At 73.8% G+C, this 14,477-nt stretch carries 8 protein-coding genes and 1 pseudogene; 4 read left to right on the top strand and 5 right to left on the bottom strand.

Annotation, left to right across the window (positions count from 1 at the left end):
- Positions 1 to 126 precede the first annotated feature (126 nt).
- The 3 genes from OJ254_RS14565 to OJ254_RS14555 are packed head-to-tail and all read right to left on the bottom strand — an operon-like array spanning position 127 to position 3,394.
- Positions 127 to 1,068, bottom strand: a complete 942-nt coding sequence (locus OJ254_RS14565; RefSeq protein ID WP_265362676.1) for a sugar phosphate isomerase/epimerase family protein — start codon at positions 1,066 to 1,068, stop codon at positions 127 to 129.
- A complete protein-coding gene (locus OJ254_RS14560; protein WP_265362675.1) occupies positions 1,065 to 2,246 on the bottom strand; it encodes a dihydrodipicolinate synthase family protein in 1,182 nt (393 codons plus the stop codon). Before OJ254_RS14560 ends, OJ254_RS14565 begins: the two co-directional genes overlap by 4 nt.
- A complete protein-coding gene (locus OJ254_RS14555; RefSeq protein WP_265362674.1) occupies positions 2,243 to 3,394 on the bottom strand; it encodes a Gfo/Idh/MocA family protein in 1,152 nt (383 codons plus the stop codon). Before OJ254_RS14555 ends, OJ254_RS14560 begins: the two co-directional genes overlap by 4 nt.
- Positions 3,395 to 3,671: 277 nt before the next feature.
- On the opposite strand from OJ254_RS14555, the gene OJ254_RS14550 reads away from it, so the two are divergent.
- The 4 genes and pseudogenes from OJ254_RS14550 to OJ254_RS14535 all read left to right on the top strand — a co-directional run bounded on the left by OJ254_RS14550 (position 3,672) and on the right by OJ254_RS14535 (position 8,852).
- Positions 3,672 to 4,796: a LacI family DNA-binding transcriptional regulator gene (locus OJ254_RS14550; protein ID WP_265362673.1), complete on the top strand. Its 1,125-nt coding sequence runs from the start codon at positions 3,672 to 3,674 to the stop codon at positions 4,794 to 4,796.
- Between the two features lie 26 nt (positions 4,797 to 4,822).
- On the top strand, positions 4,823 to 5,851 hold the full coding sequence (locus OJ254_RS14545) for a bifunctional helix-turn-helix transcriptional regulator/GNAT family N-acetyltransferase (protein ID WP_265362672.1): 1,029 nt from the start codon (positions 4,823 to 4,825) through the stop codon (positions 5,849 to 5,851).
- 125 nt (positions 5,852 to 5,976) lie between these two features.
- A complete protein-coding gene (locus OJ254_RS14540) occupies positions 5,977 to 6,933 on the top strand; it encodes a sugar phosphate isomerase/epimerase family protein (RefSeq protein WP_423836017.1) in 957 nt (318 codons plus the stop codon).
- A 93-nt stretch (positions 6,934 to 7,026) separates the two neighbouring features.
- A pseudogene (locus OJ254_RS14535) lies at positions 7,027 to 8,852 on the top strand (glycoside hydrolase family 3 protein).
- 84 nt (positions 8,853 to 8,936) lie between these two features.
- On the opposite strand, the gene OJ254_RS14530 reads toward OJ254_RS14535, so the two are convergent.
- Both OJ254_RS14530 and OJ254_RS14525 read right to left on the bottom strand, forming a co-directional pair.
- Complete coding sequence (locus OJ254_RS14530) at positions 8,937 to 10,358, bottom strand: S28 family serine protease (protein WP_265362671.1); 1,422 nt, start codon at positions 10,356 to 10,358, stop codon at positions 8,937 to 8,939.
- Positions 10,359 to 10,532: 174 nt separating this feature from the next.
- On the bottom strand, positions 10,533 to 14,384 hold the full coding sequence (locus OJ254_RS14525) for an ABC transporter ATP-binding protein (RefSeq protein WP_265362670.1): 3,852 nt from the start codon (positions 14,382 to 14,384) through the stop codon (positions 10,533 to 10,535).
- Positions 14,385 to 14,477 lie beyond the last annotated feature (93 nt).

Raw genomic sequence — 14,477 nt, 5'->3', positions numbered from 1 at the left:
CCCTCGATTCCCCCTCCCACGCCGGCCCCGGATCCCCCCGGATCCCTCCCCCTCCTGGGGGCCAGCGACAGCTATGACCTCTCCGGACCGCCAACGGTTGCGCGCATCCGCAGAGTTATTTCCCCGTCACCCCTCGTACGAATTCCGTTCACCTTGCGCCGCCGGCCCGGGCTCCGGCGGGGCGGTCACGTGGCGGCGGAAACGGTCCACGATCTCGGCCAGTGCCTCGGTGCCGTCGCGGGCCCACAGCCCCGGGTTGAAGATCTCCACCTCGATCGGCCCCCGGTAGCCGGCCGCCTCGACACGCTCCCGGAACCAGCGCAGGTCCACCACGCCGTCCCCCAACTGCCCGCGGCCCAGCAGGACGCCCTCCGGGAGCGGGGTGATCCAGTCGGCCAGCTGGAAGGCGGCGATCCGGCCGGCCGCCCCGGCGCGGTCGATCTGCGCCCCGGCCGTGTCGTCCCACCACAGGTGGTAGGTGTCCACGACCACCCCGACCCGGTCCGCGGGGAAGCGCTCGGCGAGGTCCAGCGCCTGGGCGAGCGTGGAGACCACGCACCGGTCCGCCGCGTACATCGGGTGCAGCGGTTCGATCGCCAGCCGTACGCCCCGTTGCGCGGCGTACGGCGCCAACTCCCCCAGGGCGTCCGCGATCCGTTCCCGGGCGCCGGGCAGGTCGCGGCTGCCGGGCGGCAGCCCGCCCGAGACCAGCACCAGGGTGTCCGTCCCCAGGGTGGCGGCCTCGTCGACCGCCACCCGGTTGTCGTCCAGGGCCGCCGCCCGTTCACCGGGGTCGAGCGCGGTGAGGAACCCGCCCCGGCACAGGCTGCTGACCCGCAGCCCGGCCGCGCGGACGAGCCGGGCGGCCGCGGCCACGCCGTACGCCTGAACGGGCGCGCGCCACAGCCCGACGGCGGGGACACCGGCCCGTACGCAGCCGTCGGCGAGTTCGGGCAGCGACCACTGCCGGAGGGTCTCCTGATTGAGGCTCAGCCGGGAGAGTCCGGAACGGCCGATGGGAACAGTGGAGCCAGTGAGGCCGGTGAGGTCGGTGAGGTCGTCGGTCATGCGGGGGCTCCGTTCCGCTTCGCCGTGCCCGGGGCCGGGAAGGCGTCCTCCGCGCCGTGGACGGACAGCAGCCGGCGCATCCGGTGGGCGGCGAGGTCCGGGTCCGGGAACAGGCCGAGCGCGGCGGCGAGTTCGTGGGCGCGGTGCAGATGGGGCAGCGAGCGGGCCGACTGCAGGCCGCCGACCATGGTGAAGTGCGACTGGTGGCCCGCCAGCCAGGCCAGCAGGACGACACCGGTCTTGTAGTAGCGGGTGGGTTCCTGGAAGAGGTGGCGGGCCAACGCGACGGTGGGGTCCAGGAGTTCACGGAAGCCGGCCGGATCGCCGGTGTCGAGGAGCCGGACGGCCTCCGCCGCCAACGGGGCCAGCGGATCGAAGACACCGAGCAGGGCGTGGCTGAAGCCCTGGTCGTCGCCCGCGATCAGCTCGGGGTAGTGGAAGTCGTCGCCGGTGTAGCAGCGCACGCCCCGCGGCAGGCGGCGGCGCAGCGCGATCTCCCGCCGGGCGTCCAGCAGGGAGACCTTGACGCCGTCGACCTTGCCGGGGTGGGCGGCGATGAGCTCCAGGAAGGTGCCGGTGGCCGCGTCCAAGTCGGCCGATCCCCAGTAGCCCGCCAGCGCCGGGTCGAACATCGGGCCCAGCCAGTGCAGGACGACGGGTGCGGCGGCCTGCCGGAGGAGGTGACCGTAGACGTCGAGGTAGTCCTCGGGGCCGCGGGCCGCGGCGGCGAGCGCCCGGGAGGCCATCAGGACGGCCTGTGCGCCGGCCCCCTCGACGACGGCGAGCTGCTCCTCGTAGGCGGCCCGGATCCCGGCGAGCGACCCGCCGGTGAGCTGGTCGGTGCCGGCGCCGCAGACCAGCCGGCCGCCGGCCGCTCGGGCCTCGGCGCCGGAGCGCCGGATGAGTTCGGCGGCGACGGCCCAGTCCAGGCCCATGCCGCGCTGTGCGGTGTCCATCGCCTCGGCCACGCCCAGGCCGTGCGACCAGAGGTGGTGGCGGAAGGCGAGGGTGGCGTCCCAGTCGAGGGCGGCCGGTCCGTCCGGGGTGGTGTCGGCGTACGGATCGGCGACGACGTGGGCGGCGGCGAAGACGGTGCGGGACCGCGACGGGGGACGGGCTCCGGGCGCCGGGTCGACCGCGGGCCCGGAGGTGGCGCTGCCCGGCGCCGGGGCGGTCACCGGCCCAGCTCCGGGACGTCCAGGCGGCGGCCCTCCGCCGACGACCGGGCGCCCAGTTCGGCCAGTTGGACGCCGCGGGCGCCGGCCGCCAGGTCCCAGCGCCAGGGCTCGCCGCGGACGACGTGCCGCAGGAAGAGCTCCCACTGCGCCTTGAAGCCGTTGTCGAAGTCGGCGTTGTCGGGGACCTCCTGCCACTGCGCGCGGAACGGTTCGGCCGCCGGGAGGTCGGGGTTCCAGACGGGTTTGGGGGTGACGGAGCGGTGCTGCGCCCGGCAGCCGCGCAGCCCGGCGACGGCCGAGCCCTCGGTGCCGTCCACCTGGAACTCCACGAGTTCGTCGCGGTGCACCCGCACCGCCCAGGAGGAGTTGATCTGCGCGACGATGCCGCCGGCCAGCTGGAACACGGCGTAGGCGGCATCGTCGGCGGTGGCGTCGTACGGCGTGCCGGACTCGTCCCAGCGGCGCGGGAGGTGGGTGGTCAGCTGCGCCTGGACGGTGCGGACCGGGCCGAACAGCTCGTGCAGGACGTACTCCCAGTGCGGGAACATGTCGGCCGCGATGCCGCCGCCGTCCTCGGCCCGGTAGTTCCAGGAGGGGCGCTGGGCCTGCTGCCAGTCGCCCTCGAAGACCCAGTAGCCGAACTCGCCGCGTACGGACAGGATCCGGCCGAAGAAGCCGCCCTCGATGAGGCGGCGGAGTTTGCGCAGGCCGGGGAGGAAGAGCTTGTCCTGGACGACGCCGTTCCTGACGCCGGCCTCCTGGGCGAGCCGGGCGAGTTCGAGGGCGCCGGCGAGGCTGCTCGCGGTGGGCTTCTCGACGTAGACGTGCTTGCCGGCAGCAATCGCTTTCTTCACGGCCTCCTCGCGGGCGGCGGTGACCTGGGCGTCGAAGTAGATCTCGATGCTGTCGTCGGCCAGTACGGCGTCGAGGTCGCAGGACCGTTCCGTGAGGCCGTGCCGCTCGGCCAGGGCCCGCAGTCTCTGCGGGGAGCGGCCGACCAGCACCGGCTCCGGCCAGATGACCGTGCCGTCGTCCAGGGGAAGTCCACCCTGGTCGCGCAGGGCGAGGAGGGAGCGGACCAGGTGCTGGCGGTAGCCCATGCGCCCGGTCACGCCGTTCATGGCGATGCGTACGGTCCTGCGTGTCACGGCCCGGCCTCTCTCCCCCTTCGGGCGGGGGCGGATTCCTCGGTGGCGGGTGGAGCAGCGGCGTGGTGCAGCGGAACGAAGGGGACGGTAAGCGCTTTCTATCGTGGCATCGTGGGGCACGCCAGCCTGCGCGGCGGGCCACCGGCAAGGGGTGGGACGTGAACGGGCCGGACGGGAACGGGTGGGACATGACGGGGTGGGACGTGAGCGGAACCGGAACCGGAGCTGGAACGGGAACGGGAACGGGAAGCACGGCCGGGGACTTGAGGGGCGCGCGATGACGGTGACGCTGGCGGACGTGGCGGCCCGCGCGGGGGTCTCGGCGGCGACCGTCTCCCGGGTGCTGAACGGCAACTACCCGGTCGCGGCGAGCACCCGCGGCCGGGTGCTGCGGGCCGTCGAAGAGCTGGAGTACGTCGTCAACGGCCCGGCGAGCGCGCTGGCGGCGGCCAGTTCGGATCTGGTGGGCATCCTGGTGAACGACATCGCCGACCCGTTCTTCGGGATCCTCGCCGGTGCGGTCCAGGCGGAGCTGAGCGGGGCGTCCGGTCCCGGTGGCGAGAAGCTGGCCGTGGTCTGCAATACGGGTGGCTCGCCCGAGCGGGAACTGACCTATCTCACCCTCCTGCAGCGGCAGCGGGCGGCGGGCGTCGTCCTGACCGGCAGCGCCTCGGAGGACCCGGCGCACGCGCGGGCGCTGGCGGCCGGGCTGGCGCGGCTGTCCGGGGCGGGCACCCGGGTAGTGCTCTGCGGCCGCCCCGCCCAGGCGGCGGGCGCGGAACCGGAACCGGGATCGAGGGCGGAACCGGATTCAAGGGCGGAACCGGAATCGGGCGCGGAACCGGAATGCGGGGCGCCGCTCACCACCCTGGCGTTCGACAACCGGGGCGGCGCGCAGCGGCTGACCGGGCATCTGATCGCGCTCGGGCACCGCCGGATCGGCTGTGTGGCGGGACCGGCCGGCCGCACCACCACCGGGGAACGGCTGGCGGGCCACCGGGCGGCGCTGGCCGCGCACGGCATCGAGGACGCGCCGCGGCGCGTCGTGCACGGCGCCTACGACCGCGGCTCCGGGTACGACGCCGCGGTGGAACTACTGCGCCGGGACAGCGAGTTGACGGCCGTCGTGGCGGCCAACGACACCGCCGCGCTGGGGGTGTGCGCGGCGCTGCGGGACCGGGGGCTGCGGGTCCCCGAGGACGTGTCGGTCGCCGGTTTCGACGATCTGCCGTTCAGTGCGGACGCGGCGCCCGCGCTGACGACCGTGCGGCTGCCGCTGGCGGAGGCCGGGGCGCGGGCCGGCCGGCTGGTGACGGGGCGCGAGGAGCGGCCGCCGGGCGGGCGGGCGACGCTGCCGGCGGAATTGATGGTGCGCGGATCGACCTCGGTTCGTTATCCTTGACTCAGTCAATGGTGAGGTGGTCGACGATGACAACCGAAGCACCCTCCGAGCCCCGGTCCGGCAGCGGCCCGGATGGCTCAGCCGCGGCGTCCGATCCCGCCGCCGACGTCCGTGAGCTGCGCAGATTCAACCGCTTCTACACCAACCTGATCGGCGCGCTCGACTACGGCCGGCACCTCTACACCCCGTTCACCCTCACCGAGGCGCGGGTGCTCTACGAACTCGTCCACCAGGAGCGGGTGGACGCGGCGGACCTGCGCGCCTCGCTGTCCCTGGACGCCGGCTATCTCAGCCGGCTGCTCGGCAAGTTCGAGGAACGGGAGCTGATCAGCCGCGGCAGGTCCGAACAGGACCCGCGCCGCCAGCGGATCACGCTCACCGGGGGCGGCCGGGAGGCGGCGGCCCTGTTGGAGGAGCGCTCCCAGGAGGCCGCGGGCTCGCTGCTGCGGCACCTCCCGGCGGCGGACCGGGCCCGCCTGACGGACGCGATGCGGACCATCCGCGACCTGCTCGGCGACGACCCGGCGGCCACCGGCGAGGCATCTCCCGCCGCCTCCCCCGAGGTCACCCTGCGCACCGCCCGCCCCGGTGACCTCGGCTGGATGGTCGAGCGGAACGCCGCGCTCTACGCCGCCGAGTACGGCTTCGACCTGAGCTACGAGGCGCTGGTGGCCCGCATAGTCGCGGAGTACGCCGAGGGCTTCGACCCGCGGTGGGACCGCACCTGGATCGCCGAGCTGGACGGTGCGAGGGCCGGCGCGGTGATGTGCGTACGGGACGGCCGCCCGGGTGTGGCCCGGTTGCGGCTGCTGCTGGTGGAGCCGAGCGCGCGGGGCCATGGCGTCGGGCGGCAACTCGTCGACGCCTGTATCGATTTCGCGCGGGACGCCGGGTACGCGCAGATGGTGCTGTGGACGAATTCCGTCCTCGGCGCGGCCCGCCGGATCTACCAGCGGGCCGGCTTCGAGCTGGTCTCGGAGACACCGCACCACAGCTTCGGGCAGGACCTGGTCGGCCAGGACTGGCGGCTGTCGCTGCGCGGGGCGGACACGTAGGGACGCCACGTAAGAGGAGGAGCGCGGGCATGACCGGAACGGACGGCACGAAGGGCACGGGCGGCGACGGCGGTCCGGGCGGCGGCACCCCGGCCGGCGGGCCGGGCCGGGCGGCGGCGCCCCCCTTGCGACTGGCGTTCTCCACGCTCGGGGTGCCGGGCATGCCGGTCGCCGACGTGGTGCGGCTGGCCGCCGGGGCCGGCTATCAGGGAGTGGAGCTGCGGGCCCATCCGGAGGAGCCGGTGCATCCGCTGATCGGGGCGCGGGAGCGGGCCGCGGTGCGCGCGGAGTTCGCGGCGGCCGGGGTGGAGATCCTGGCCGTCGCCGGGTACGCCCGGGTCGCGGCCGAGCGGGACGCGGCGGGTGAGGAGGAGCTGGCTCAGGAACTGTCCGAGCTGGTGCTGCTCGCCGCGGATCTGGGGGCGCCCTATGTCCGGGTGTTCCCCGGCGGCGGGGAGCGGCCGGCGGACGGGGTGGACGCGGACGCCGCCCGGCGGCTGGCGGCGGTGGCGCCGCTCGCGGCCGAGCGGGGCGTCCGGGTGCTGCTGGAGACCCATGACTCGCACGGCACGGGCGCGGCCGCCGCGCGGGTGCTGGGCCTGGTGGGGCACCGCAGCGTCGGCGCGCTGTGGGACGTGCTGCACACCTGGCGCGGTGGTGAGCGGCCCGCCGACACCCGGGCGGCGCTCGCTCCGTATCTGGGGTATGTGCAGGTCAAGGACGTGGTGTCGGCGGCGGATCCCCGTCCGGTGCCGCTCGGTGCGGGCGCCCTGCCGCTGGCGTCCGCGCTGGCCGCGCTCGGGCCGGAGCCGGCGGCGGCGCACGGCCCGGTGCCCGCGCCGGAGGGCGGTTACGGCCTGGGGACCGGCGGCTGGCTGTGCTGGGAGTACGAGAAGCGCTGGTTCCCGGAGGCGCCCGAGCTGCCCGGGTTGCTGGCCGCGGGCCGGGACCATCTGCGGCAGGTGCTCGACGAGGTGGCGGCCGGTGCCATGGGCGACGTCGCTGCCGCGTTCCCCGCGGGCCCTCCCACACCCCCGGCCGGCGTGCAAGAGGAGGGCGGCACCCCCGACCGGAGTGATTGACCGACAATAGTTTTCCGGCTATCCGTGTCTCCTTGGAAGTTTCCTTCAACGAGGCCTGTACCAGGTCGAGGAAGCCCTCCGGAAGGAGCGCGGATGCACTCCAGACGTACCGTTCTGACCACCGCGGCCGGTGCCGTCGCCGCCTGCGCGGCGGGGGCCGGGCCCGCCGTGGCGGCGCCCGTCACCGGCCGCCGGCCCGCCCCGATGCCGCCGCCCGGGACCGGCTGCGCCGCCTGATCGCCCGGATGACCCCGGAGGAGAAGGTCGGCCAGCTGTTCGTGATGCGGGTCTACGGCCACTCGGCCACCGACCCCGACCCGGCCGACGTGGCCGCCAACCAGAAGGAGATCGGGGTCGCCAACGCGGCGGAGCTGATCGCGAAGTACCACGTCGGCGGCATCATCTACTTCGGCTGGGCGCACAACACCCGGGAGCCGCACCAGATCGCCGAGCTGTCCAACGGCATCCAGAAGGCCGCGGCCGCTCTGCGCGTGCCCGTACCGGTGCTGATCTCCACGGACCAGGAGCACGGCATAGTGGCCCGGGTCGGCGCGCCCGCGACGCTGTTCCCCGGCGCGATGGCGCTGGGCGCCGGCGGCTCCCGCGACGACGCCCGGACGGCGGGCCGGATCGCCGGGCAGGAGCTGGCCGCCATGGGCATCCGGCAGGACTACGCGCCGGACGCGGACGTGAACGTCAACCCGGCCAACCCGGTCATCGGCGTACGGTCCTTCGGTGCCGATCCGCAGGCGGTGGCCCGTATGGTCGGCGGGCAGGTGAGGGGCTATCAGGACGGCGGGGTGGCCGCCTGCGCCAAGCACTTCCCCGGGCACGGCGACACCGATACCGACAGCCATGTGGGACTGCCGTACATCCACCACACCGCCGAGGAGTGGGAGCGGCTGGACGCGCCGCCGTTCAAGGCCGCGATCGCCGCGGGGATCGATTCGATCATGACGGCGCACATCGTCGTGCCGGCCTTCGACACGAGCGAGGACCCGGCGACGCTGTCCCGGCCGATCCTCACCGGTCTGCTGCGCGAACGCCTCGGCTACGACGGGGTGGTGGTGACGGACTCGCTGGGCATGGAGGGCGTGCGGAAGAAGTACGGCGACGCCCGGGTGCCGGTCCTCGCGCTCAAGGCGGGCGTGGACCAGCTGCTGAACCCGCCGGACCTGTCGGTGGCGCACGGCGCCGTCCTCAAGGCGCTCCGGGACGGGGAACTGTCCGAGCACGACCTCGACGCGAAGCTGCTGCGCATCCTGCTGCTGAAGGAGCGGCGGGGGCTGTTCGACGACCCGTACACCACCCGGGGCGAAGTGGACCGGGTCGTCGGGACGCGGGGCCATCTGGCGGCCGCGGACCGGATCGCGGACCGTACGACGACGCTGCTGCGCAACGACGCCGGGGTGCTGCCGTTGTCCCGCCGGCGGGAGCGGCGGGTGCTGGTGGTGGGCGTCGACGCGGCCGCGCCGTCCGGCACCGGCGGTCCGCCCACCACGGTCCTGGCGCGGGCCCTGGACGAGCAGGGCTTCACGGCCACCGCGCTGTCCACGGGCATGTCGCCGACGTCCGCGCAGATCGACGCGGCGGTGGCGGCGCTGGGCGAGCGGGACGCGGTGGTGGTGGCCACGTACAACGTGACCGCCGACTCGCCGCAGCGGAAGCTGGTCGAGGCGCTGCTGGCCACCGGGAAGCCGGTGGTGCAGCTGGCGGTGCGCAATCCGTACGACATCGCGCAGCTGGACGGCGTCAAGGCGGCGCTGGCGAGCTATTCGTGGACGGACGTGGAGCTGCGGGCGGCGGCCCGGGTGATCGCCGGGCGGCGGGATCCGGTGGGCCGGCTGCCGGTGGCCATAATGCGCGCCGACGTCCCGGACAAGGCGCTGTTCCAGATCGGGGACGGTCTGTCGTACTGAGCCGGTGCGGGTGCGGCGCGCTCCCCGTGGTCGCGGGGAGCGCGCCGGCCCGTCGGTCGGTCAGCCGGTGAGCCGCTCCGCCCGTCAGGGGCGGAGCATCGGCATCCGGCGGTTCTCCTGCTTGTCGAGCTTCTTGTCGGGGTGGGCCAGCGGGGCGGGGGTGGTGCCCGCGGGCGCCGGGACACCGGCCCAGGCGAGGAGTTCCGCGGTGGCCTTGGTGCGGTCGGCGTCCTTCAGCTTGGCGATGTTGGAGCCGTGGTTGCCGCCCGGGACGGTGAAGACGTACGAGTCACGGGCACCCTTGCCGAGCTCGAAGTGCTCCGAACTCCACGGGTCGAACTGGCCGTTGACGAACATCATGCGCCGGGCGTGGTGGCGCACCCAGTGGTCGACGTCGGGCATCGCGCGCTTGTCGAAGCGCATCGGGATGTCCTTCGGCACGAAGGTGCGGGAATTGTTGATGCCGGGGTACTTCAGCAGGCCGGCCAGGTTCGGGTAGCCGTAGCCGGGCTCACCGAGCTGGGTGCCCGCCTGGTAGTAGTACGGCAGGTAGGGCTCCATGCCCTGGTCGGTGTAGCTGTCGAAGCCGCCGACCTTGTCCATCCACTTCCACAGCTCGTCGGTGGAGACGGTGGGCTTGGGCACCTCGGCGCAGGCGGTCTCGGCGGGCTGGTACTGCCAGAACCCGAACACCAGGTCCGTGACCATGACTTCGTAGGCCCGGTCGGCGCTGCCGGTGTTCGTGAAGGTCTGCTTCTCCTTGTCGGCCCAGTCCTGGAACCGCTTGACCATCTCGCCGCGGCGCAGCAGGGCCTCGCGTTCGATGGCGGCCAGGTCGGCGCGGCACTGAGCGGTGCCGACGTGCTGGAAGAACCGGTCGTAGGCGGAGTCCTCGTCGTTGTTCACGTCGTTGGGCGCGACGTAGGCGACGGTGCCGTTCATGTCGTGCGGGAAGAAGCGGCGGTAGTAGGTGGCGGTCATGCCGCCCTTGCTGCCGCCGGTGGCGATCCAGTTCTTGCCGTAGATGCGGTGCAGCGCCTGGAAGATGCGGTGCTGGTCGGTGGCGGCCTGCCGGATGTCGAGCTTCTTCCAGTCGGTGGGCGTGGGCCGCGACGGGGTGAAGTACCGGTATTCCAGGGAGACCTGGTTGCCGTCGATGATCTTCGTGGGTTCACTGCGGGACGGCGTGGTGTTGACGTTGTAGCCGGAGGTGAAGAACACCGTCGGGCGGTCCACGGACTTGTGCAGCACGGTCAGCCGCTGCTGGAAGGTCCCCTTGGACGGGTGCTCGTGGTCGATCGGCTGGGTGTAGTTCAGGACGAAGTACCGGTAGCCGTCTACCGGCTTCTCCTCGACGAGGCTCATGCCCGGTATCGCGAGGATCCGGTCCTTGATGTCCTTGGTCTTCGGCTCGGCGGCGGTGGCCGCTCCCGCCGTGGCGCTGCCGGCTGTGGCCGTGCCTATGAGCACGGCGAGCGACAGCAGCCATCTGGTGGCCTTGCGCATGCACCCTCCCCTTGGGATTGCAAAGGTCGGGCTGAACCTATCGGCGCACCGGGGGCACCACCAGCCCCCGGGGTCCGTCCGGGGACCGGCGGCCGGGCACGGGGCTGGGGGGCCGGGCCGGGGGCCGGGCCGCGGCGGCCGGGCGCGGCCGCCGGGGCGGGGGGCGGCGCCCGGTCAGGCCACCAGTTCCTCCTCGCCCTCGCCGGTGAAGGTGCGCCACAGCTCGGCGTAGCGGCCGTCGCGGGCGAGGAGTTGGGCGTGGCTGCCGTCCTCAGCGATCCGGCCGCGGTCGAGGACCACGACCCGGTCGGCGCGGGCGGCGGTGGTCAGGCGGTGGGCCACGACCAGGGTGGTGCGGCGGCCGACCAGGCGGTCGGTGGCCTGGTTGACGACGGCCTCGGTGGCGAGGTCGAGGGCGGCGGTGGCCTCGTCGAGCAACAGCACGTCCGGGTCGACGAGTTCGGCGCGGGCCAGCGCGAGCAGCTGGCGCTGGCCGGCGGAGAGGTTGCGGCCACGTTCGGCGACCTCGTGGAGGTAGCCGCCCTCCAGGGTGGCGATCATGGCGTGCGCGCCCACGGCGCGGGCGGCGGCCTCGACCTCGGCGTCGGTGGCGTCGGGGCGGCCGTAGGCGATGGCGTCGCGGACCGTGCCGGCGAAGAGGTAGGGCTCCTGGGGGACCACGCCGAGGCGGCGGCGGTAGCCGGTCAGGTCCAGTTCGCGCAGGTCCGTGCCGTCGATGCGGACCGCGCCCGAGGTCGGGTCGTAGAACCGCGCGACCAGCTTGACCAGGGTGGACTTGCCGGCACCGGTCTCGCCGACGAAGGCCACGGTCTGGCCCGCGGGGACGGTGAGGCTGACCCCGGCCAGCGCGGGGGTGTCGCCCGTGCCGTACCGGAAGTGGACGTCGTCGAAGGTGAGCTCGCCGCGCAGCCCGGGCACCTCGCGGGGGCGTTCGGCGGCGGGGGTGGAGGTCGGTTCGCGCAGCAGCTCCTGGATGCGGCCCAGCGAGACGGAGGCCTGCTGGTAGCCGTCGAAGACCTGGGAGAGCTGCTGGACGGGGGCGAAGAACAGGTCGATGTAGAGCAGGTAGGCGACCAGCGCGCCGGCGGACAGGGTGTTCGCACTCACCCGGTTCGCGCCGACGATCAGCACCAGCGCCGCCGCGACGGACGACAGCAGCTGCACGAACGGGAAGTAGATCGATATCAGGAACTGGCCGTGGACCCGGGCCCGGCGGTAGGCGTCGCTGCGGGCGGCGAACCGCTCGGCGCCGCTCCGCTCCCGGCGGAACGCCTGGACGATCCGGAGGCCGGCGACGCTCTCCTGGAGGTCGGCGTTGACGGTGCTGATCCGCTCGCGGGCGAGTTCGTACGCCTTGACGCTCTGCTTGCGGAAGAAGTACGTGCCGATGACCAGCGGCGGGAGGGTGGCGAAGACGACCAGGGCCAGCTGGAGGTCGATGGCCAGCAGGGCGACGAGTATGCCGAAGAACGTCAGCATCGAGACCAGGGCGGTGACCAGCCCGGTCTGCAGGAATGTCGACAAGGCGTCAATATCGGTGGTCATCCTGGTCATGATCTTGCCGGTCAGCTCGCGCTCGTAGTAGTCGAGGCCGAGGCGCTGGAGCTGCGCGAAGATCTTCAGGCGGAGGGAGTACAGCACCCGCTCGCCGGTGCGGCCGGTCATGCGGTTGCCGCCGAACTGGGCGGCCCACTGGGCGAGGACCACGATCAGGGCGAGCACCGCGGCCGTCCACACGCCGGCCAGCACCCCGCGGCGGACGCCCTCGTCGATGCCCTGCCGGATCAGGACCGGCAACAGCAGCCCGGCGACGGCGTCCACGGCGACCAGGGCCAGGGCGACGGCCAGCGGGGCGCCGAAGCCGTGCAGCAGCCGGCGCAGGCCGTAGGAGCGCTCGGGGCGGACGGCCCGGTCCTCGTCGACGTCCGGGGTGTCGGTGGCCGGCGGGAGCGCGGCGACCTGGTCGAGCAGGGTCGGGGTGGCGGGCAGACCGGCGGTCGCGGCGGCCATGCCGGGGCCGGTGGCGGCCGCCGCGCGGGGTGCCACCCCGGCGGCGCCGGCCTCGGCGTCCTGTTCGCGGCGGACCCACAGCTCGGGGGTGATGGTGTCGGCCGGCTCGGGGGTCTCCGGTTCGGCGGCCGGCGGCTCGTCGCTGCCGGGTGCGTACGCGTACTCCAGCAGCCCGCTCGCGGCGAATTCGCCGTCGAAGGCGCCGGCCAGCTCGCCCGCGGGATCCCGCTCGACGCCGCTCAGCTCCTCCGGGTCGGTCAGCAGCTCGCGGTAGAGCGGACATCGCTCCGCCAGCTCCTCCTGGGTGCCCACGTCGACCAGCCGCCCGCCGTCCAGGACGGCGACCCGGTCGGCGAGCGCCAGGGTGGAGGCGCGGTGCGCGATGAGCAGGGTGGTGCGGCCCGCCATGACGCCGCGCAGCGCCTCGTGGATCTCGTGCTCGACGCGGGCGTCGACGGCGGAGGTGGCGTCGTCGAGGACCAGCAGCCGGGGGTCGGTGAGGATCGCGCGGGCCAGGGCGATGCGCTGCCGCTGGCCGCCGGAGAGGGTCAGTCCCTGCTCGCCCACCTCGGTGTCGTAGCCGCCGGGCAGCTCGGAGATGAAGCCGTCGGCCTGCGCGGCGCGGGCCGCCGCGCGGATCTCGGCGTCGGTGGCGGCGGGGTGGCCGTAGGCGATGTTGTCGCGGATGGAGTCGGAGAACAGGAAGCTGTGCTCGGGGACCAGGCCGATGGCGGCGCGCAGCGAGGCGAGGGTGAGGTCGCGGACGTCGTGCCCGCCGACCAGGACGCGGCCGGCGGAGACGTCGTAGAAGCGGGGCAGCAGCAGCGAGACGGTGGATTTGCCGCTGCCGGACGTGCCGACCACGGCGACCGTCTCGCCGGGCTCGATGCGCAGCGAGAAGCCGTCGAGGACCGGGCGGCTGCCCTCGCCGGTGCCGTACCCGAAGGTCACGCCGTCGAACTCGACGGTGGCCGGGGCGTCGGCGGGCAGCTCGTGGGCGTCCGGCCGTTCCGTCAGTGCCGGTTCGGTGTCGATCAGCTCGTAGACCCGCTCGACGCCGGCCCGGGCCTGCTGCCCGACGGTCAGCATCATCGCGAGCATCCGGACCGGTGCGACCAGCTGCGCGAGGTAGGTGGAGAAGGCGACGAAGGTGCCGAGGGTGACCTCGCCGCGGGTGGCCATCCAGCCGCCGAGGGCCAGCATCGCGACCTGGCCGAGCGCGGGGACGGCCTGCAGGGCGGGGGTGTAGCGGGCGTTGAGGCGGACCGTGCGCAACCGGCCGGCGAACAGCCGGCGGCCGGCCTCGCGGAGCTTGCCGGTCTCCTGCTCCTCCTGCCCGAAGCCCTTGACGACCCGGACGCCGGAGACCGCGCCGTCCACGACGCCGGCGACCTCGGCCGCCTGGCCCTGGGCGTACCAGGTGGCGGGGAAGAGCCGGGCGCGGCTGCGCTTGGCGATGAACCACAGGGCGGGCGCGACGGCCAGCGCGATGACCGTGAGCAGCGGGGAGAGCACCGCCATCACGACCAGGGAGATCACGAAGAGCAGGACGTTCCCGATCATCATCGGGAGCATGAACAGCAGGCTCTGGATCAGCTGGAGGTCGCTGGTGGCGCGGCCGACGACCTGGCCGGTGCTCAGCTCGTCCTGACGGCGGCCGTCGAGCCGGGATATCGCACCGTACATACGGGTGCGCAGGTCGTGCTGGATGTCCAGGGCGAGGCGTCCGCCGTAGAAGCGGCGGAGGTAGGTGAGGACGTAGACGACCACGGCGGCGGCGATCAGCAGGCTCGCCCAGGGGGCGAGGGCCCGCCGGTGGCTGACGATGACGTCGTCGATGATCAGCTTCGGTACGAGCGGGACCAGGGCCATCACGGCCATCCCGGCCAGCGAGGCCCCGAGGGCGAGCAGCACGTCCTTCCGGTACTGCCAGCAGTCCCGGATCAGCCGCCGTGCCCAGCCGGCCCCTGCCGTCTCCGTGTCCGTCCCCGCCACCCGGTGCCTCCCACCCCTCGACGTCTACCGCAAGGCACCAACACCGTCCGGTATGAATTTCATCCCGCTGCAACAATTCGGCGGTTGCGGGCC

Source organism: Streptomyces endophytica (assembly GCF_026153355.1).
GTDB classification, from domain to species: Bacteria; Actinomycetota; Actinomycetes; order Streptomycetales; family Streptomycetaceae; genus Streptomyces; species Streptomyces endophytica.
Note: the sequence above shows the minus strand (reverse complement) of the source record. Positions and strands in the feature narration are given on the sequence as shown.

Excerpts from the sequence above, each read along its gene's own strand:
- OJ254_RS14565 (WP_265362676.1), bottom strand. The coding sequence starts at position 1,068 with ATGACCGACGACCTCACCGACCTCACCGGCCTCACTGGCTCCACTGTT.
- OJ254_RS14550 (WP_265362673.1), top strand. The coding sequence starts at position 3,672 with ATGACGGTGACGCTGGCGGACGTGGCGGCCCGCGCGGGGGTCTCGGCG.
- OJ254_RS14545 (WP_265362672.1), top strand. The coding sequence starts at position 4,823 with ATGACAACCGAAGCACCCTCCGAGCCCCGGTCCGGCAGCGGCCCGGAT.
- OJ254_RS14530 (WP_265362671.1), bottom strand. The coding sequence starts at position 10,358 with ATGCGCAAGGCCACCAGATGGCTGCTGTCGCTCGCCGTGCTCATAGGC.